Source organism: Alteromonas sp. CNT1-28 (genome assembly GCF_022348345.1).
GTDB lineage: Bacteria > Pseudomonadota > Gammaproteobacteria > Enterobacterales > Alteromonadaceae > Alteromonas > Alteromonas macleodii.
In genome coordinates this window covers 17643-38245 of the sequence record NZ_JAKREZ010000017.1, presented here as the reverse complement: position 1 = coordinate 38245, position 20603 = coordinate 17643, and the positions used below count along the sequence as shown (strand labels likewise).

The window sequence follows — 20603 nt, the reverse complement described above, 5'->3', positions numbered from 1 at the left end:
ATTTAGATATCCTTACTAAGCACATCAAACTTGTGATCGAGCTCTTCGAACTCTGTCGTGAGCGACTTAACTTTGTTCTCAAGTTGAGTTAACTGTTCTAACAGTTCGTCTTGCTGGTTATCTTTTTTCCGTTGTAGCTCTCTCTTCAGTCTCTTTATGTTATCTTCCAGGTCATCCTTTAGGAGCTTGCGGTTATGTTGGTCAGCTTCCTGTGCTTTTTGAAACTTTATGTGTTCTTTGAAAGTTCTCATAATGTTATCAAAAAAACTGTCACCACCCGTTTCAGCTTCCAAACTAGAAAAAAACACACTCAGATCTTTTGCTGATGACCCTTTCTCTATTTTGTCCATTATTGCCTTGATATACTGACCGTGCTGCGACATTTTTTCTGTTTCATCTTGATGAGTTTGTTGTAATTTGAGCAATGCACTTTCACTCTCAACTTTATTGGTTCTATTGTCTCCCAACTGCTCCTTTTTGTTGGCAATTTGCTGTTGCAATCTGATTATATCGTCCGTGTTCTCGGCTTCCTTGTCTTTCAATTCTGATAACGAATATTCCAAGTTTTCCTTTTCAGCTGCAACACTTGCCGCGGTTTCTTTTACGTCGTTAACCTGTCTTTCAAGTTGACTCAGCTTAAGCTTTTCCGTGTCTAGTTGATGAAGCAATAAGTCTTGATCTTCCTGCAAAGCCCGTAGTTGAGAAGGTATGCTAATAAGCTCGTTTTGTAGTTCAGCGATTTGCATTTCTAATGTTTGTTTTTGGGTATGAAAATCAGTTTGTGAGCTTTTTAAAGGGAATAGTTTTCTTTTCAAGTCAGAAATTATTTGAGCCTGCTGCTCATATCCATCAATTTCTTGCTCGATAGTCAACTTTTCCTTTTGGAATCCGGCGTGCTGCCCTCGCAAAACAGCGAGTTTATTTTCTAATTCGGCATTGTATGCGGCTCTTTCGTCTATCTCAGATGACAGCACTTTTACTTGATTCTCTAACTCTCCAGAGGCAACATAAATGAATTCTTTCTTGTCCGCCAGCTCGGAAGCCTGAGCGATTAAATCCTGAACCAGAGTGACACTATAAAGATTTGCAGAAAAGAAACAAAGGTTGTGATAAACATCTTCAATGCCAATCAATTCAACGGGTTTTGATTTATCAAGATTTAGCATCTGGGCTGCAGTCGCATTTCGGTCAAACAAAACTTCGCGCAAGTCTATAATATTTTTACTTGATTGAGACACAAAGAGACTCCAAATTAATAATAACACTGGATTCTGCTAACCATGATTCACGAATGTGTAAATCCGAAAACATATTGCGGCTTACAGGCCTGAAGCTAATTTCTTTTTGTTTGTTGTTATGGGCATATTGCACGTCAAAACACAGAGGCAACTCACCAATTGAAGGCTCAAAGCGATAGTGCAACTCAATGGGGATCTCGCAATCTAAGTATTTCCACGCAAGTTTAAATGCAAAAGCCACGCTGCCAGACGATGCCTGTTTGATGTCATTTTCGGGCCAGAATAAGCTGGTCATCTGACTGTTGGACACGAGACAATCCTCGTAAAGTGAGCCACCGCTAAACGGTGATATAGTGACATCAAGTAAATCCTTTGAATCAGCAATAAAGCGTTGAAAGGTGACAGAGAAGCGACACTCACTATATTGACCTTTAGTTACTTCACTATCTGCCATAGGATACACAAAATCGATTTCAATACCGCTGATTTCCTGAATTTTCTCTAGCGTTGGGGGGGGGATGTTTTCCGCGTAAAACACGACGGCTATTTTCTCATTAATCCCCACCTCGGTTCCTTTAGTGATGAACCGTTGCGGGCACTGAATGCATCCTGCTTTATCAAATTCGAAAAAATACACTTCGTACCTTGTGCGTGGCTTTAAAAGTGCTTCTCCATCATGGTTTGCAAAGCGAGTAATTTTATCTAACATGTTAATTGTTCGAGCGTTGGTTTTCTGTTGAGGCTTCAGACACAAATCCACCTTCCTCCGACAGACTGTAACTTTTGGGAACCAAAGGTATGCCATTCGCGGCAAGAGCATCGGAAATGTCCTTCATACCTCCAATACAGTCGCCAGTTATTGGATCCACGTCGGATGTGAGATTGCCATCGGGGCTAATTTCGAAAAATGCGCCTTTTGGCATGAGGGTTTCTATTTTAAGTCCTTTCTCCAAGATCTGATCAGTGAAAACGTTAACCTGATCACCGGATACGGTGCCTGACTCAAGTAGTTTTTCACGGATTGTCAAAGCAGTTTCAATGATTTCCGACGCCTTATTCGCATCATCTTGTGCGCTACTCAGTTGCTTTAAGATGTCTTTTCTCAATGTACCAATTTTCACCTGGACCTCATTTATGTTGAACAAGTTTTGGCTGCTCATCAATGCATTAATTTTTGATGTTATTTTTTTAAGTTCTGCAACTTTTTTTATGTTAAAAGTCTCGTAAAACGCCTCAAGGTGTACAGACTCTTGTAATAAAGGATCTTCAACTTTGGCATCATTGAAATCCGCTTGAATGTTTTTTAATAACTGAGTCTGCTCTTTTTGTTTTGTCGCCAGTCGTTGTTTAATGCTGCTTACTTGCACCACGATAGCGGTTAGCTCGACGAGACCTTGTTTTGCGTCATTCGGCTTTTTCGTGGTCATGATGTTTTTTTGCAATTTTTGAAATTGCTTGTGGAGCTCCGGACTGGCTTTAGCGGCAAATTCAGAATCATAAAGTTTGGTCTGTTCACTCACTCCCTGTTGATAGTCTTCTAACTGTTCGTCAATCAATGCTTGTTGTTCAAGCTTTTCAGCCTTCTCATCCAACTCAATTAATTGTGCGCTGAGTTTTTCATAGGTCTCAGGTACTAACTCAAGTTGTCTGACGGCATGATCATACTGTTCAACACTGTTGCGAACCTTAGAGCACCAAGTGTCAATCTTAACCCCAACCTGCCGCAACTCCTGGTATTCCCGATCCATATAGTGAGAATACTGTGAATTAGCGACTTTGCGCTGGATATCCTCAAGTTTCCCAAGTAACGTCTTTGGTTCTTTAGACATACTATCGACGTCAGATTGAAGTTTATTCGCCTGGACCAGCAACTCACTTTCGTCTGAGACTAAGCGCTTTTGCTCATCATCGATGGCCTTTATTTGTTTTGGAAAGTACTTCTCAACAAGCTTCCGGTTGATTTTAGGTTGCAGTTTCTTAATTTTGCTTTTGGGAAGTTTACGCAAACTTTTAATCTTCGCGAGTTCCTTTGAAAAGGTATTTTTCCTGGAATTAACCCCGGACAACACATCACTCTTTTTAACACCACTCATTAGTCTTTGTCCTCTCCTTGAGATTTGATTTGAACAGGCTTTCGGGCTTTTACAATGCGCTCAATCTTTTCAAAATCAGTAATGGGCTTTTGGGTATTCAGATAAAAAAAATCTCCAACCTTTATAACGTCCTCTTTTACCAGCTCAACTTCATTGATTTCTGATTGATGGGCCACTTTGACTTTTCGTTCTATACCCAACCACATATCATTGTCATCTGACATCACTGTTTTTAACGCACAGCGTTCGCCAAAATGGCAAGTTCCAGCTCGATTAGAACAACACAGGTTATCTAATACTGCTAATTTGTCAGAAAACTCCTCAGACAACACTTTGCAAAAATAAGGAGAGTAGCCAGTTTCTTGTTGAAACCTACCCGGATTGAACCTGACCGTTTGCGTATGCCCTTTTTTAACATTGGTACTCAGGGCTGCAATCTGTTCATCCAGGAACTTTTTTGTTAAAGGATGTGCCATATTATTTAATTCCAAATGAGTTCGGCCAATGTGCCAGTCTTAACGCCATTGTGGGTTCCACCTGAAAGTCTCGACTGCCTTCAAACACATCTTTATCATGATAGTAAATAGTGAGGCTGCCATCAGATTCTTTACAAATATCAATACTTACCGTCTTATTGACTTCGCCAACCCTTTTCATAACCCGACTTTTTACACATCGGTGATAAAAAGTTTCTTCACTTTCATCCTCGGAATTGAAACACTCAAAGGTGGTGAAAATTTCCAACTCGCCTTTGCTAAAATTCTCAGTGTGCCACTTTTCACCATCAGGTACTTTGAGTTGTTTAAGGGATTGCACGAAATTGCCCCCTGCCCTCAATACGGCATAATAATAGGGCTGAGTCATGAGTTTTGCGTTTTCGATGACATTTCCTTCTTTTTCATCCACCTGACTCCAATATTTGTGGTACCCCATACCATTGACTACCGCATATTTAGCATAATTTTCATCGACTCTGCCAAGCTCTCCTGAAGGCTTAATATTTTCTTGAGCACAATAATCCCTCAGGGATTCTTTTAACTGCCCCCATTTAGATCCTCGTCCAGTCAGTATCATCCATTCTGGTTGGAAAGCTTTTTCATCAGTTTCTTTCAGGGTGATTTTAACTTTGTCAATCATTTGCTCGATTTGTCGGATACCGACAATATCAATCCAATCCTCCAGTGTCTTCTCTCTCACATCTTTCAGTGAAGCCCGGCCTAATGGTATTTTGATCTTGACGTCCAACATTTTGCTTATATCGTAGTTTCTGCGCAAATCATTGGGTATAAGTATGCCTTCTTCCAACTCTAATTTGTCAATGCTCTCTTTTAGAATTCTGCCATTTTTCTTGAGTTCTTCTGCCAGTGATTTGAGTAATGTCATCAATTCCTGGTTGTTACCCAGTTCTGCACCTGAATACCCTTTAACGATATACTCAATAGGTGATTCTTTACCAGCCAAACTATTATTCTCTGTTTCCCGGAACAATAGCTTAGTATTGTCGTCCACCTTGTTTATGGCTTCACTTAAATTGCTGCGCTCAAAGTCTTTCAATCCGCTGTAACTGGTAAATGCTTTTGTAACTTCTGCGGGTGAAAATTCCATTTGGAGTTGTTTGGCGTTCCACATCTGAGGATTATACTCAACTATAAACTTACCAAAATGTGCTTTTGCTGCTGCGTATCGAACCGTTACGCTGTAGGATTGGATTTCAAAAGGTTGGTTTGCATTAAATCGCTGAATTGCGCCAGAAAGGCATTCAACTTGTGAATTTCGGTAGCTCAACAGCTTTTGACTCAGGTCCGATAAATCCGTCTCGGTAATTCCATCAATTTCTGTCAGAGTTCTATATTTTTCTTCAGTCAGTTCATTGAATAACCCCAAAGACAGATCACTGTTGTAATACTGAGTACTGCTAGGGTGCTCTGTTGTTCGGGGCTGTAGCTTAATATTGCCGACTTCCTGAGGAAAGTTCTGACTCAACAGCCGGGCAAAGATGGAAAGTAATACATAATCCGCTATCAGGTTGGAAAAATCAGATCGAAGAGGTACCCCGCTTGTGAATTTTTTTTCGCCTAATTCATTGGCCGCATCAAACGCTGCTCTAATTGTAGCGCTGTAATCTAGCTTCTGATTAATGGCAGACTGAAACATGGCTTCAGCTACCAAAATATCGAAGAAATTACCCGCCAGGTCTGAAGAACCATTACTTAAAACAGACACATGTAAACGACCTGCGGACGGTGAAGTAATTCGCGCAAGAGTAATGTCTGCCGTACCAGCCCCGATATCAAATACAAGAGTATCATATTTGCTACCTTGTTCTGCTAATTTCTTTTGTAGAAACGCAGTTTCTGCTGTCACTTCATTAAGTAAAACCGCCTTTGATTCAGACAGAAGTAATTCATCTCGTGCTTTAGATTCAGGTGGAAGTTCAACGCTAATCAAATCGAATTTATCAACAATATCAACCGCGACTTGATGGAAAAACTGCGCCATTTCCCCTGAAATGTAACCATTAGGTACTGCAAACAAAATATCCGTTACACGATTTCGTTGATGCACTATCTCTTGCAAACTATGATGACCACATTGGGTATTCAAACCTTCACGACTCTTTTCAACAGATTTTTGGGGGTTTAACACCGAAGCAATATCATTTAGCTGAGAATCAGATTGCAGTTGCAGCAGGGCTTTATATGCCTGGTGAGCCAGCACATCGCCTTTAATATTATCCCGATCAATAACGGGCTTGCCTTCAGCTAATTGCAATTCGTCCTTGATTTTTTGAGATAAAAATTCCTTGTTTTTTTCTGGGATCCTATAGTCAACTTTAGCTCTTCGTATATTGAACTCATTGCGCAGCCCCACCCGAAAATAGTTTTTGATATTAGTCAGAACAAGAGATTGCTTTTCTTCTCTTATTATGTGCGGGTCACAGACTTCCACCCATTCAGCAACATCATTTTTTATGATATCCATTGCTTTTTTACTAATAACCGGAAACATGCTTCCAGAATCCTGGCCACCATCAAATTTAAAAGGCATCAGCTTTACAGGTACCTGTGCAAAATCGTCTTCGAGAGCATCATGATTTGGAGAACAATTGACCAAAGACAGGGGTTTTGCTCTGTCATCCAGATCTCGTTCTGCCAATTGGACTGTCATACTACAGGTGCCAATATCAAGACACAAAATCAGCGAGTCAATGCGTCTAACAGATATCAAAATCGCTTTATCATCGGGGGCAATAAAGGATTCGATCAACCCTAATACATTTCCCTGGCGTTTTTCTCTAATACGAGCATACTCAGGTGATAGGCGGAAAAACTTCGATAGATCAAGAACATGATTATTCCTGGACAATCCTACAAATTTCTTAATACGAGAAAGATCATGAGCCAGATAATGATTGAACTCATTAGACTCAATTTCCTCTACTGGGATCACAAAGTCTGACAGATTGTTTTCATGAATATTCACATCAACTTCTAGGTAGCTACCCTGAATATCACCTCGTTTGCGGGGTTGTTGTCTGATATTCAACCTACTAACATTGGAATCCTGACCTAATGGCCAGCAGTACTCTTCTTCAAACTCCATTTCACTAGGAATACCAAGTTGCGCGCCGCTGTTTACATCTGGCCAAGTCAATACTGCCAAATTTATTTTAAAGCGAATAGTGTTGCCATTCTGTTCAAAGCGTAACTCATGCGCCTGATAATCACCGCTAAACACAGTACCCGGTTTAATATGATTTCCTTCAACAGTGAGGTTTTCCAGCCACATTATTTTTTGCCTAAAGGAGGACATCAAATTAACAGAATCAGACACAATTGGAGGGCCTATGTATAAACCACGGCTCTTGATATTAGTAAATTCAAATTTGAAATATTGCGTTTTATCCATGAAAACTATCTGTCCTGACTAGTAGGTTGCATATTAATGCCGATGGCTTTGAAGTTTCGTTCTAGGTCATCTAAGAAGCTCTTATGGCTGCGAGTTATAAACTGCTTTTGCTCCTTATTTAAACCTTCAACATCCTCTGTTTCTGAAGAAATGACGGCCAGTTTGCCTTCCCCATCCTGGCCATCATTATCCACAACGGATACCCTGGCTTTGGAATCCCGTATTACCTGACAAAAAGCCTCAAGTTCCGATGTCAGATCAATGAAAGTGTCTTTAGAAAAAAGGGTAATCTTATTGCCAAGCTTCTGATTTTTATACTGAGAGCCAAGGGGGGGATTATCTACGGGTTCTTCGTTTAATTTGTTTTGCGCAATTTTTAATAATTTTTCGCTAATATTATTTTCTTTCATAGTTTTAATAGCGTCCGTTTCAATATCAAAAGCCATATGAAAAGGATGTTTGTCGCTGTCGTCAGTTTTGCGTGAATCTGCATATTCACACCATACAGAAAACATTTTTTTGTTCGACATAAAGGACTCATTGGCAGTCAACTCCATTTCAAGGGTGCAAGAAAGCGGGATCTTAATAGGAAATTCACGAAATAATGAGACGAGATGTCCATTGTCTTCAACACCATCTATGACTTCAGTATCTTTCATCTTTATAGCTTCTGATAATACAACGCTTTGCCCGACTGCATCGTCAGCATCATTCCTGTAAATGCTAATGCACAGGGCCATGCCTGACAATAAGGGCTCCAACCTTTTATCAATAGATACAATTATATAAAGGGTCAGGCACCGAACCGGAGTGAGACTATTTTTCGGATACTCCAAATTAAATTTTTTCAACGCTGGCATTAGTCGCTTCCCTGTCACCGTCAGTGTATATAAAACCAATTTGATTTATTTTTGTAATAAAAGAAACACTTTCATCACTAAACTTTGAAACAAACGCGTCAAGGCTCCGCCAGTCAGTAATATCAGTGATTTCCACCAACAGTTCTGGGGCCACCCTCATATTCCTCAACAGCAACATATTGACAGCGGTTTGTTTAACAATGTGTTCTTTAAAATATTCCTGCTTAATTTCGTCAAAATCATAATAAACCACTGGCTTCCTAAACTCCGAGTACTCTATAGAGCTGGCGGTTATTGTTGCATCTGTTTCTACAGGCACGGATATTTGAAGCCCTTTTGCTTCAGCAATACTCGCCGCTAAATAGAAAAAATGTAAAAAGCGAGAACCAAGCGTTTCCATAGATTGCAGAAAGGGATTGTGGAAAACGTATTTAGCAGCTTGATTTAATGCGGCTTTCCAATAGCGAAGGTGCTCTGAATTTGATAGCTCATGGTCAGTACGCAGCTCTTGTAATGCGTTCGTTAAATTGGCTTTTACTTTCGTGGGCAAGAGGTCAGTTTGATGCAGTTCAGTTAACAAATCATCCCTACATCGAGTAAAACTCTCATTCAAACCGTTACCAACCTTGGTATGAACATTATTTCTAATAGCTGCAGTTTCTTCCCGCATGCTTTTTAATTCCATAGTGACGACCCTAAACTCAGATTTGACTGTGGCTAACAGACTTTCAGGTTCATCATTTTCTGCAGGTTTCTCTTTTAATAAAGTAGTATAAACACCGGCAATCATTTGTTTGAGGTGTTTAAGTTCGTCTGTTGTTTTAGATAGCTCATTCTTCTTTGCTTCTAGCTGATCTGATAAATCGGTTTGAGTTTTTAGTCCTTTGTCAAAAAAGCTTTCAAGGCTTTCAACATCATCAGAATTGATTTGTAGGGAGTGCAGATCAGGAAATTGATTTTCTGGAGTTTCTAGGGAAAGATTATGAATGATTTTTAGCAGTAAGTTTTTGAATTGTCTGGATGAATTTGCATTCTTTAGAGCTTGGATGCGTTTTTCTTTTTCCGCATCACTACATTTTACTTTAGCCTCATTTAACTGCCTAGTTATATGTTCATTTTTTAACTTAAGTTCTTCACATTCCTTACTTTTTTCCTTTAACTGATTGCCTACCCTTTTGCATTTATGCCTTTCTTGTTGTAACTGTAAGTTTTCTTCTGGTTCTTTGGAGTTTGCAGCTTCAAGGACACTGGATACCAGCTCTGGTTTAAGGATCTCGATAATGTGTTGTAAATCGTCTGCCGTATACCGAGCCTGATCACGTTGTTTAGTTGTTGATTTATCTGCTTTATCAGGCTCTCCGGAGACATCTCCTTTACTAATAGCCATTGCGACAGACTGGCTGTTTCTTCGCCTGGCTCTGAGTAAAAGAATAACAATCCACGCGAGCAACGATGCAATCACAATAGATGAGCCAAGAAAATTAGTATTCAATAATGACTCTTCTACGTTATGCTTAGCCCTTTCGGAATGGGTTGTATTGGAGAGTACTGCTTTTTCTTGCTCAAGCATATTTTGAGCATTGTCTGTGGCAGACTCAACAGGAGTTATACTTTCAGGTCCTTCACTTTGCGAACTTGGGTTTTCGCTTTCTTTCGAATCAGGCTCCTGTTGTTGAGAAACAGAATATTCATCACTACCACTCTCCTGTTCGCTGTTGAGCAGGGCAATTGAAGCATCAACATAAATTGAACAACACAGCGCGGCCACACATAACACCCTGAGACAAATAAGGCGTTTGCCTTTGTACACCAAATCTCTTTCCTTCATTTTTTGATCTCTTCTATTTGGGGTAATTGAGTTGCAGACGCCAACAGACGTTCAGCCTTTTTGTTTCCAGAAAATAACGCATTGAAAGTAGCAATACAGAGGCCACCAACCAAAAGCATGAGGATTCCTTGTAACCAATAAACTTGTAACATTTGAAGCTCCTATATATTTCTTCAACAAGTTGCTACCAACATTGATTTATATTGTATGGACGATACTCGATCTTCAACAATGACGAATAAAAAACTAAAATGGTGTGCTTTAACCGGGAAAGCTCGGCTGAGATACGTCCAGACTCAGTCTTTTTGTCACTTAACATTTGTCTCAAATGATTTTCAGTCTTTAAATTTTCTGTAATAAAGAGTTTAATTTGCTGTAATCGTCGCTCGTTGAAAGTGTTAACAACAAGCTCAAGAAAACCATTTCTTGCTTGGCGTGGTCGCAAATAACTAGAAAGGTTACCCAATAACTTCGTCATCGCCTCGGTCAATTCTTGATATCTCGCTTTCTTTATGAATCTCTTGTGGTGGTTATTTGCGAGTTCACTTTGAGCATTTTCCAGATGTGCGATCGACCCTACACAATTTTCCCCCATAAGATTCAAACGCCTTTGTAACTCGCCATTTTCTTGTTCAAAACTAGTTGTGTCATTGTCAAAAGCTAAGGGGGAGTTCAGGCGTATGGGTCGTAATACACCATCTAGTAACGGATTTTGCTTCTGACTCAGAGCAGTAAGTTCATGTTGCATTTGCACCTTCAGCGCAACCCTTAAGTGTCGAAATACCACGAAAGAAACTATCAAAATCCCGACCATGACGAGCGAGTTTAGTATGTCAGTAAGCGAACGCGGGGCTGGACCTATATTTTTAGCCATTGGACATGTTGACGTTTGACTCAGCACTGTACTCTGAACATTGGTTAATTGCTTTTTGTTTGCTGTTGTGTCTTTCGCATCTGGTTCTCCGCTGTCTGTTGAGTTATGACCTCTGGGTGCAGCTACTTTTCCTGAATTATTGTAAACAGTTGGTAAGTTTTCATTATTTGATGGCAAAACGTCGGTTATAAAAATGCTGTCAGGCAAACCGTATTCATGCTCAGATGAGCCCCCCCCCTTTGTAGCTTTATAACTACCAACACTATCGCGCAGGTATTTTTTGGGAATAGAAGTAAATCTATCGTCTCTGGTTTTCACACTTTTTCCCCATTCTCTTGCTTTGCGATGAAAAAGTGATGGTAAAACTGCACTATGGTGATTTTGGAAACCACAGCTGACATAACAGTTTGGTGACAAGAGATAATACTAAGCAAAGCACATGTTACTAAATAGGTTAATGGCGTAATATTCCTTGCTCTCATCATTCAATCTCAGTAATCCTGGGCATCTGGGTTGCTAAGGCAAGTTGGCGGAGAGCCACTTTTGAATTTGAAAATAATAACTTTCGGATGAGCACTATTAAGATAATGGTAAGCAGAATAGTAATGAACACAATTTGATATCGCTGAAAAGTGTTTAGCTTTATATCGATGATCGAATAGGTCTGTGCATTCTCACAATTGTCTTTAAGAAAGTAACGGCCATTAGCAATGGGAATAATAAAGTTGTAAACTTCTTCACCATATCGATTGCACACTTTTTTTGTATTAGAATTAACAGTGACAGGTAAGTTTCCGTAACTATCCAGTTCAGAACCAAAAAATCGATTTTCATGCCAGGTTAATAGAGAGACACGTACGTCATTTCGATTTTTGTAAAGATTCATTGTTTTATCCATGGTCTGCAATGCGTAGTTGCCATTTGTGAGGGGCATTGCCCAAGGTAAGACGCAGTGTCCATTCTGCATCATGCACTCTTCGTTGTATTGACCATCCGGGCTGCTTAATCGGATGTTATTTCCCATAATGCTACCCTGAGGTATGGGAATGTATGGGCGTTTGTTAGGTGGAAAATGCATGCTGGTTGAAGAAACCCCTTCTATATGAACCTTAAATGTCCCAACTGCTTTCTTTAACCCTTTTCTCTTGTGTTTGGTTTCGTAGTAAACCTCTGCTTCACCATTTTCTTTCAGTTTATTAATCTGTTCATCCGAAATCGAGCATACCACTTCAGTGCTATCTCTACCCTTGCGCTGACATTCTTGCCAAACTTTTGCGATCTTAAATCGCCCTGCTTCATAATGAGGAGCAACATGAGGTATCTCAAATGTCTTGAAGGGCTCATTAGTCGATAATCGAGGTTGTTCATTCGTGGCAAACACAACAGCTCGGCTGAATACCCATTTATAAATCCTCGCTGTGTTCTTTTTTAGTTCTTCGCTAAGTTCTGGTCTAGAAGCATTGTTATTGTAACTGTTTGTCACTTTTTGAGCCGCGGCATTAAATTCAAACTCTTCTAACTCATTCAAGATATATAATGGCGTATCGCTTGCGGGTATATAGTTTTTATCATCATCGGTAACCAGATAAACATCAAACTCAAGCAGTGTGGAAGCTTCTAAAAGATCACTTTTCATGCTTGCCTGAAGCATAATCGGAAGCAATTGCTGCAATTGAGAGTTTAAGTAAACTTGATTTTCTTTTGTCACTGATGTTCTTGAAGTGACCGTGTAATCATTGAGCGTTTGCTTGAAGCGCAATGTTTCCAATCTGTAGCTAGGCTGATACAAAACAGCAGGAAATATTTGAGAGTAGGAAGTTTTCACATCGACTTTTGCGAAAAAAAACTCAAAGGATTTTTCGCTAAACCAGTCGAGTTTGGCATTGTTACTTTGTTTTTTGATGCTGCTAAATGAGTAATCACCAAAGTGACTTTCAGCCGAACATAGCCCTCCTTTGAAACAGGCTTTAGCCTTGTCAGCAAACAAGGCGTAACTTGTGTTATCGTTGGCTCCGGAACCAATAAAAAACATATGCCTGTTAGAGGATGACTGCTGAGCTTGTATTTTCGCAAACTCTAGTGCCTTACTAAATGATTCTGAGCGGTATTCGAGACATCGCAATTCCCCATTTGAGCTATTACATCCTCTGTGGGAATCTACTATGATTAGAGAGAGCTTGCTTTTGCCGACTCGGAAATCATTTGCGATGGCATTTGCACACAACATCTGCAAAAAACATAAACACCACACCAGTCGCTGATAATTATATCCCATTCGTTGTATTTCCTAATTCTCCGAAATCAAGACATTGCCCCAAATAAGGTCCTGAGAAAAACTACTCATTTCGTCAGGGTGATATTTTGTAGTGTCAGCAATACTTATTTCTCTCCCCAAACTTAACATTGTATTCTCAGGAACATAATATACGAGAGATGAAAAACCATTTTCATCACAGATCCAGTCCCTGAAAGAAGTAAACGCTCCTAATTCGGTAAACTCATCGTTTGGTACAATTTCAGAAAAGCAACTTTTCGACAGATCACTATAGTCGTCGTTAAAATCACGGATTATTTTTTTGCCTACAATTTGAATATGATTTTCACTGACCCTGTGAACAGGGTATACAGAGACGCGTTTAAAATCTTCAAAAGGTGTTATTCTTTCATTTTCAAGTGCAAAAACTTTGTTTTTTTCTGCATTGACGCTAACTTCTACTTGAGTCGCAATATCAGATCGCACTGAAAACTCTAAAAATCGCTTATGGCCTCCATATTCACCTCGCAAGAAAAAATGGATACTAAAACCACTGGTTTTACGGCTAATGATAAATTCAATATCAGTCCTTGATGATTGCAACCTGACAGCTAAACTCGAGCGAGATAGCTTGCAGTTAAGCTCGCATAGTTCAGAAAACAAACAAGGCAAACCTTCGTCAATAAATTTTTTATTGTTTTTATTCGTTTGCGGAGATAAGACAAAATTAAGACGGTTATCTTCTAAAGGTAAAATCAAATCGTAATGTGTACCATTTTGTAGATAACCTTTAATATTTACACTTTCCCTACCGCCATTCGCCTGATTCAAAAAATAGTAACCTCGAAGGTTGTCTAGTCCTATTAGCGTAAAATTGGGCTCGCCAACAACGCGCTGAAACTCCGAACATTTATGGGTAGGGGCCAGAAAATAAAAACCTTCGCGCTCCTTTGCAAGTTTCTTAAGTTCATCTTTAACCAATAAGTCGTTTGGTAACATTAATGCTCTCCGTTATCCGGTAAAAGAGTCACCACCATAAAAAACGGCAAGACAAAGAGTGTGATAAAGCTACCCTGTCTCCCCACTAATGGGTAAGGTTGCCCCATAATCGGTAGCAAATTGTAATTATTAGAGAGGGAAATCATTACGTGTATCAGTAAAATACTGAGACCTGCAAAAATAAACCCTTCCTGAGAAAAGGATGGAATATCTCTTCTGTATACCGTACCGTTAAGTAATATGCTCCTTGATGCAACCAATATCAGGAACAGCAATACCCCCATGGTGGCCACAAGTAACGTGTTTTTGGGTAATTGAGACATACTGCTCATCCAGCCAGATACTGCAAAATCGTCATCAATTTCAGGTACTGCATAGAGTTTTACCTCTCTGAGCCAGTCTTTTCTCAAATTAAAAGCCTGCTTGGTTTGGAAAGAAGACTGACTGTTAGAGTAAGGAGATTGCCAAGCATCAATTCGGTTTTGATAAGAATCCACCAGCTCGATGTTGAGAAAAAGCCATCGAATTAGTAAGTAAAATAAAACAGTGAATACCAGGACAAAGGCAACACGTAAAGTGATCTGCATAAAAGAGCGATAAAAAACAATATCATCCGGTGCTTTCTTTGACTCGAAGCTGGTCAGTGCGTTTCGCAAAAAGCCCCAACTGTGGTTAATTTTAAATCCGACAGCGACGAGGAGGAGATACAAAACAATCAATGCCGCCCACATGAAAAAAATGAGCAGGTAGGAAAAATCGTGGTTAACCCAAACCAACAGTGCAACTCCAAATGCTGCTATGAAGGCGTGCAAGATAGTAGTGGAAAACCGCACACGGATGTAATAAGCAACTATAGAAAGTGTTAACTGGTTATTATTATTTTGTATCTCATGGCGAATGGTATCCGTTACCCGGTTAGCTAGCGGGAAAATAGTAATTGCAGTTGCAAAACATAACAACAATTTAACGAACTCATTGGGCTGAAACAAACCCGCGACTCCTGTTTCAGTCCCGGCAACAGCCTGCACTGCTACAACGAAAAACCAGAAGAGTCCATGAAGTACAGTGCCAAAGACTAATCGACTTTCAGCAAATCTTGAACTTTCACCGACCAACTTAAACCAGCAAAAGGGTTTCACCTTTCCCATCCACCTAAATAACTTAATCCGACTAATGGGTAGGGCTATGCAGTTGGGGACCAACATGAAGGACAATGCTTGCCAACGAATAGTCACTGGCTGGTTGGGCTCATAGGCAACGGACAATTGCACTCTGGTTAATACTGCAAGCAACCAGAAAGTTAACAACACGGTAATCACCATCAATTGCCTTGAAAAGTCAGCAAAATATTTGCTCATTGAGTACCAGGATTCAGTTTCTGGTATGGTTCCAGAAAAGCGGTTTGGTGAAAAGCTCAATCCGAGCCCGTATTCTATGCCCACTAAAACTAAAACAAGAAGCGAAATGAACAAATAGAAAGTAAATTGATGTTTAGTTTTTCTGATTTCCCAAGTGAGTATACCCATCACGAATATGCAGAAAATCGCAACACTACTGATGCCCCATACACTAAAGAGCAACAGAGGAATGGAAAGGATTATAATAAACCTCAAATAACTCCAGGTAGTCAACCCAAGTGATTGAAATGCATTCGTGATTATGGAAAACAAGTTGATTTCGTAATAATTAGCGTTAAACGTCACATCGATTGTCGGCGACGAGACAAATTGACAATAAATCAGCAATGCTAACCCCGCGATTAACCCGGGAACACCAAAATCAACTAAAGGTTTCACCTTAGTCGGAGTATGGTTTTCAGTGTTAGTGGCAGCCTCTTTGATAGAGTTTCTCAATATTTGAAACTTTAGTTGGGAATCACCAACAGAGACCAAATAATCGGTATAGCCAACATCCAGAGTAAAGCTGTTGCGACCATCTAATGCCTGCGTGAGTTCTAGTTCGCTATGCCTGAGTATTTTGGGGAAATTGTCAGAATCCACCACTACTACGTGTCTGTTATAAATGTACGGCTTGTATTTGTTGGCTTTAAACTCCAGCCTGACGTCATCAATGCGTTTGATCCAAAAGCTATTTTTGGCAATATTTTGTATTGGAACTTGATTCCTACAAAAGCCCATCCCGCCAATATTGATGGTTTTGTCATTGAAAAATGGTAAATAATCTCTAACAGAACTACGACAAGCATTCGGTTGGCGAAATGCAGTTATCGGCAGCTTAGTTAATTCGCGAAAATTTAATGAGCTAAATGTCAACTCATCGGAGTTTTCAAGGTTTCGATAACCAATGATCTGTGTATCGTCAATACGATAGTGGTTCTGATATTTCCCATCACTTACAAAAAGATCTCCTTTCTCCGGGCCTGATTGGAGCCATTTCAAATGGACATCATCTATCATTATAGAGTCGTTACTTTTGAGGAAGTGTTGGCGAGGGTAGTAGGTCACGCCGGAGATATTAATTGGCACGGAGGCTGATTGGCTGAGGTTTTTAACGAACTTCTTGTCACCTTCAGTTCTGACACTGAAAACCTGCTCTTCTGCTCCGAACGCCTTTAGGTTCTTAGCTCCAAAAACCACAGGGTTTGTACCTATGGTTTTTTCTATGTACACAGGGGTGTAGGATAGACTTCTGAAGTAGTCTACAAGATGAGCTTTCGATTGCGCAACTTTGTCTTGAGGGTTTGATGGAATCTCTAGTTGATTCCAACACTTACTTATATCCGCAGACGTACAAAAATAGAAAGAATTAAAGCTTGTATAACCGGACAGCACTATTGCTGATAACAGCGTTACAAAAATGCTCAACAGCAAGGTGATGCGGTTTACCATATTTCCCGCTCCAATCCGGCTTTCACGATATTTTTAATGACAACTCCACAGCCAGTTGCACCAGTGTAATTGATTGCGACACGTTTCGCCGCGCAACCAAAACTATATACTGTCGCTTTAATGGCTTGAAAACTTTCACTGTTCATTGGGCATTGCCTGAAACCGTTTCCTTCTTCATTTTTTTCGTTTTTAAAGAACCAGCCTGTTATCCAACTGTTTTGAGAGTCAATTGCTCCAGAGTCAAGCGGTGCAGTACCTGTTTTCGCATACATACAAATGCATCGCTGTTGGGCACATTCAAATCCTTTTTGAAAGGTTTTGGTATAAGTACTGCCATTTGAACCATTAGCCGCGTAATACATACCCTGAATAATTGAATTTGTGTTGATGTCTTGAAAGAAATCACGCTTTTCACTATTGATATTCACGCTCTCTGGGGATACCTCGTTGGTATTTTGCCTATCATTGGTGTTGAGGTTTTCCAGTTGTATTGGGGAGTTTATTAAACTGGGATAGGTTACTTTATTGTTAACCAATGAAGCACTTATTGCTGCAATATGTAAAGGAGTCATTGATGTTCCCGTCAATCCTACCGAGAAACGTCTAAGCGCTGCTCTGTCACTAACATCTTGAAACTTCACAGTGACCGGGCTTAGTATCCAGGATTTTGGCGAATTACCTGCGCCTTCAGGATTTATTACCGCCTCTCCTGTGATGAGATTCCGAGATTTGTCAAAGCCCATTTGATATATTACGTTGGCAGCAGGAATAATTTTCTGCATGATTTGTGATGAAGCATTCAGCGCCAGGAGATCCTTATGTTGATGTGTTCTGTGATTCACACCCTGTTCAAACGTCGCCGGCGTGATCATTTCATGAGTCCATGCAAACCAAGTGTTTACTGAACGATTCAAATTCACAGTTAACCAGTGGTCGCCAATCGGAAGCTGACCTTTACTATCTAGAGGTTTTACGCAGGTACGGCGATTGGTCGAATAATTATGTACCTGTTGCCCATAGATACCGTTATTTCTGTTGTAGCTGGACTTTACGCCTTTTCCGAAATCGAAATCGGGATAGTGACAAGAGTTTTTATTGAAATAGTAGCCATTGGCATCGCCTCTCAACATTCTGTTAAGAGTGTCAGCATTGTTTTGAGTAATTTCTCCGACAGAGTTAAGAAATAGTTCTTTATTTTTCGATAGCGGACAAACCTTTTGTGGAACGCTGCATTGCGCTTTCACTTTTTCTAAAGATAGTGCTGTCACTATTTTAAACACTGATCCTGGCGCATCCCAAAAAGTAGCATTGTGATAGTGGTTTAACCATCTCAGGTTGCTTTTCTCTGGTATTAACCTCTCCAGATAAGCAACATCACCACTAGTCTGCACATCTTTTGCAAAAAGACTATTACTATCCGCTGAAGCAAGTATTCGACCCGACTTCGCCTCCATTATAGACACGCTCAAACTAGAGGAACTGTGTTGAGCAGATTTTCCAAAGTAATATTTGAAAGCTTGGTTGGTTGACTCTTGCCCCACCCAATTTAAAGTTTGTTTTTCAACAAACTCGTTGACCAAGTCCTGCATCTCATAATCAAAGGCCAAGTTGAGTTCATCCTGCTCAGTGTAAGATGCAAGGTGGTTAATAAAATTACTGTTGGCTCCTGTTAGGTTACTCAGACCCAAGCGCTCCCCATAACTATTAATACCAGTGATAGCGTCAAATATCTTGATCCTCCCATTTTCACCGTTAACATAGATATCGGGTGGGCTTTTTGGCTCTGAGAAAGTGACCTGCTCAAGGTCAGAGTCTTGCAGTTCTTCGGAGCGTGACTGTGTGTCATTAATTGCAATAAACCGCGCTCGAGGCTCATAGACAGACCATTTGAGTCCGCTGCTTTTGTCGCTTTTAATTGGCAGTTTGGCAGCGTATTTGTATATATCGCAGTCATTCGGAGACTCACACAATAAAGGGGGAAGTTCTACTCTTAACCTCACTGAATTACGACGTTCATTTTCTAATCCGCACCAGTGTATTGCGTCGAAAACACTAATGATTTGATTAGATTCCGACTTTCGTCTTTCAGGTATACTGCAGTGCCGGTAGTTTGAAGCGCCTTGTTTTAAGAATGATATGTTTGCTTTTGTACGTTGTCCCAGAATGTATGCGAAGTCGCCCTCTTCTGGTAAGCGTGAGAATTCATAACGCAGCAAATGACTTGCATCAAAGTAACTGTTGTCGTAAACGGTATAAAAGTCCACGAGTGATAAGTTTGCCTGTACATCCAGTGTCGGCTCTCTTACTTTGGCCACCTTGCCCATTGCCCGATTAAAGCAGTGCTGGCGCTGGCAGCTTTGAACTGCCACATCTTCCAAAGTTAACTTTTCGTTATTTAGGAGAAAAGTAAAATCTCTTTCATTAGATTTGCTTAAATAAACACCGGTATTATATAGGCGGCTGTTATACCGATTAATCTCCATGGTGATTTTTTTGCCAACTGGACTAGTTACGATTTGTTTTGCGAGTCCGAGGTATTCATCCAGAAAAGAGTCAGCCCCTTGCCATTCTTTTCGGCATGGTTTGTCTGATGATGTGCATTCCAGAGCTTCTTTTGTTAGTGTTTTAATATATTCTAATTGCGCTGATGGTTCAGGAGTTTTGGTAATTAACCTCTCCTGACTAAGTGTCTTGAAAAACCTTAGTTCTTCAGGTCGAGTAGCAAGTTTTGCAAACTTGATGAACTTTTCCTTAGGATGAAATATTTCTCTAGTTAAACCAAAAGCATTTCTAATCTGCCCTAGCACTATAAAAGTGGCTTTATTTCTGGCTATTTCAGTCTCCTCTTTTGGAGGATAAGAAAGTGCAGTAACATTAACCTCGCACTTATTGGATTCGCCCAAGTGGTTAAGCTGTATCTCAACGACATCATTACCAAGGTATACAGGAGAACCACTTGAGTCTCCCCGGCGCAGGCGCTGAAATGCATCACTTTGTAAATTAGCTGCGAGGAAAAAATAGTTTTGGTTTCGAAAAATCTTCAGTTCAGAAGGAGGAGAGGTAATGCCAAGATGAATATTGTTGCCATCACTACTGGCAGGGCCAAACAGAATGACATGGGAAAAGCGTTTATTATTGACTTTAATATCACTCAAACTCAGGGAGGATTTATTTTCAGAGTTGTTACTATTCCTGTGTGAGATATTAAGCAAGGTTCCTTTAATATCAGTTATTTGGAAATGTCCTGAGTCATCCAGATTGTCTTTATACTGGACTGTATTCTGCGAGAACTCTTCAACAGTAACACCGAAAGCAGACTCAAAATCAGCGAGGTTAGCGACAAACCCGTATTCACAGCTAAATTTTTGCGAAAAAATGACTTTGCTGTTATAACCTGCTCCGGCATAAAATCCTGCCGCACTTTGTTCAGGAACATTGAACCAATAAAACCCTCTGTTCTTCCCCTCTGCATTCGCTAGTTTTTCGTGACAGCCAGCTGACGTTTCAGGATCACAACGTTTTGCTTTAGATAAACATCTTTTTTCAAGGCAAAATACATCCTCCAACACATCTGAGTAATACTGTGATTCACCTAATTTCTCACTATTCAACATTGAGGTAATCAATATTGCAGGCAAGACAATTAGCCCTGTCAAAAGTAAGCCAGTTACAGCTATTCTGAGGGTCACCGGTTGCACT

13 protein-coding genes are annotated in these 20603 nt (G+C 40.1%); all 13 read right to left on the bottom strand.

The genetic code is table 11. The annotated features are described in order from the left end of the window. Positions 1-2: 2 nt before the first annotated feature. Positions 3-1238 carry a hypothetical protein gene (locus MHN02_RS12320; protein WP_239246373.1) on the bottom strand — a complete coding sequence of 412 codons (1236 nt, stop codon included), beginning with the start codon at positions 1236-1238 and terminating at the stop codon, positions 3-5. Further along, a complete protein-coding gene (locus MHN02_RS12315) occupies positions 1222-1947 on the bottom strand; it encodes a hypothetical protein (RefSeq protein ID WP_239246370.1) in 726 nt (241 codons plus the stop codon). Before MHN02_RS12315 ends, MHN02_RS12320 begins: the two co-directional genes overlap by 17 nt. Position 1948: 1 nt before the next feature. After that, positions 1949-3331, bottom strand: coding sequence for a hypothetical protein (locus tag MHN02_RS12310; RefSeq protein WP_239246367.1), 1383 nt, complete (start codon positions 3329-3331; stop codon positions 1949-1951). After that, positions 3331-3807 (bottom strand): hypothetical protein, encoded by a 477-nt coding sequence (locus tag MHN02_RS12305; protein WP_239246364.1) that lies wholly within the window; start codon positions 3805-3807, stop codon positions 3331-3333. Before MHN02_RS12305 ends, MHN02_RS12310 begins: the two co-directional genes overlap by 1 nt. Before the next feature lies 1 nt (position 3808). Then, positions 3809-7240, bottom strand: coding sequence for a hypothetical protein (locus MHN02_RS12300; RefSeq protein WP_239246361.1), 3432 nt, complete (start codon positions 7238-7240; stop codon positions 3809-3811). A 5-nt stretch (positions 7241-7245) separates the two neighbouring features. After that, positions 7246-8100, bottom strand: coding sequence for a hypothetical protein (locus MHN02_RS12295; protein ID WP_239246358.1), 855 nt, complete (start codon positions 8098-8100; stop codon positions 7246-7248). After that, positions 8078-9928, bottom strand: coding sequence for a hypothetical protein (locus tag MHN02_RS12290; protein ID WP_239246355.1), 1851 nt, complete (start codon positions 9926-9928; stop codon positions 8078-8080). Before MHN02_RS12290 ends, MHN02_RS12295 begins: the two co-directional genes overlap by 23 nt. Next, positions 9925-10080 (bottom strand): hypothetical protein, encoded by a 156-nt coding sequence (locus tag MHN02_RS12285; RefSeq protein ID WP_239246352.1) that lies wholly within the window; start codon positions 10078-10080, stop codon positions 9925-9927. Before MHN02_RS12285 ends, MHN02_RS12290 begins: the two co-directional genes overlap by 4 nt. A gap of 32 nt (positions 10081-10112) precedes the next feature. Further along, positions 10113-11120: a hypothetical protein gene (locus MHN02_RS12280; RefSeq protein ID WP_239246350.1), complete on the bottom strand. Its 1008-nt coding sequence runs from the start codon at positions 11118-11120 to the stop codon at positions 10113-10115. Positions 11121-11283: 163 nt separating this feature from the next. Continuing rightward, entirely contained in the window at positions 11284-13077 is a 1794-nt protein-coding gene (locus tag MHN02_RS12275) for a hypothetical protein (RefSeq protein WP_239246348.1), read from the bottom strand. A 12-nt stretch (positions 13078-13089) separates the two neighbouring features. Next, complete coding sequence (locus MHN02_RS12270) at positions 13090-14055, bottom strand: hypothetical protein (protein WP_239246346.1); 966 nt, start codon at positions 14053-14055, stop codon at positions 13090-13092. Continuing rightward, positions 14055-16904, bottom strand: a complete 2850-nt coding sequence (locus MHN02_RS12265) for a hypothetical protein (protein ID WP_239246344.1) — start codon at positions 16902-16904, stop codon at positions 14055-14057. Before MHN02_RS12265 ends, MHN02_RS12270 begins: the two co-directional genes overlap by 1 nt. Beyond that, complete coding sequence (locus MHN02_RS21820; protein WP_239246342.1) at positions 16898-20602, bottom strand: penicillin-binding transpeptidase domain-containing protein; 3705 nt, start codon at positions 20600-20602, stop codon at positions 16898-16900. The genes MHN02_RS12265 and MHN02_RS21820 overlap by 7 nt, the downstream gene beginning before the upstream one ends. Position 20603: the final 1 nt, after the last annotated feature.

Excerpts from the sequence above, each read along its gene's own strand:
- MHN02_RS12315 (WP_239246370.1), bottom strand. The coding sequence starts at position 1,947 with ATGTTAGATAAAATTACTCGCTTTGCAAACCATGATGGAGAAGCACTT.
- MHN02_RS12310 (WP_239246367.1), bottom strand. The coding sequence starts at position 3,331 with ATGAGTGGTGTTAAAAAGAGTGATGTGTTGTCCGGGGTTAATTCCAGG.
- MHN02_RS12305 (WP_239246364.1), bottom strand. The coding sequence starts at position 3,807 with ATGGCACATCCTTTAACAAAAAAGTTCCTGGATGAACAGATTGCAGCC.
- MHN02_RS12300 (WP_239246361.1), bottom strand. The coding sequence starts at position 7,240 with ATGGATAAAACGCAATATTTCAAATTTGAATTTACTAATATCAAGAGC.
- MHN02_RS12295 (WP_239246358.1), bottom strand. The coding sequence starts at position 8,100 with ATGCCAGCGTTGAAAAAATTTAATTTGGAGTATCCGAAAAATAGTCTC.
- MHN02_RS12290 (WP_239246355.1), bottom strand. The coding sequence starts at position 9,928 with ATGAAGGAAAGAGATTTGGTGTACAAAGGCAAACGCCTTATTTGTCTC.
- MHN02_RS12285 (WP_239246352.1), bottom strand. The coding sequence starts at position 10,080 with ATGTTACAAGTTTATTGGTTACAAGGAATCCTCATGCTTTTGGTTGGT.
- MHN02_RS12275 (WP_239246348.1), bottom strand. The coding sequence starts at position 13,077 with ATGGGATATAATTATCAGCGACTGGTGTGGTGTTTATGTTTTTTGCAG.
- MHN02_RS12270 (WP_239246346.1), bottom strand. The coding sequence starts at position 14,055 with ATGTTACCAAACGACTTATTGGTTAAAGATGAACTTAAGAAACTTGCA.
- MHN02_RS12265 (WP_239246344.1), bottom strand. The coding sequence starts at position 16,904 with ATGGTAAACCGCATCACCTTGCTGTTGAGCATTTTTGTAACGCTGTTA.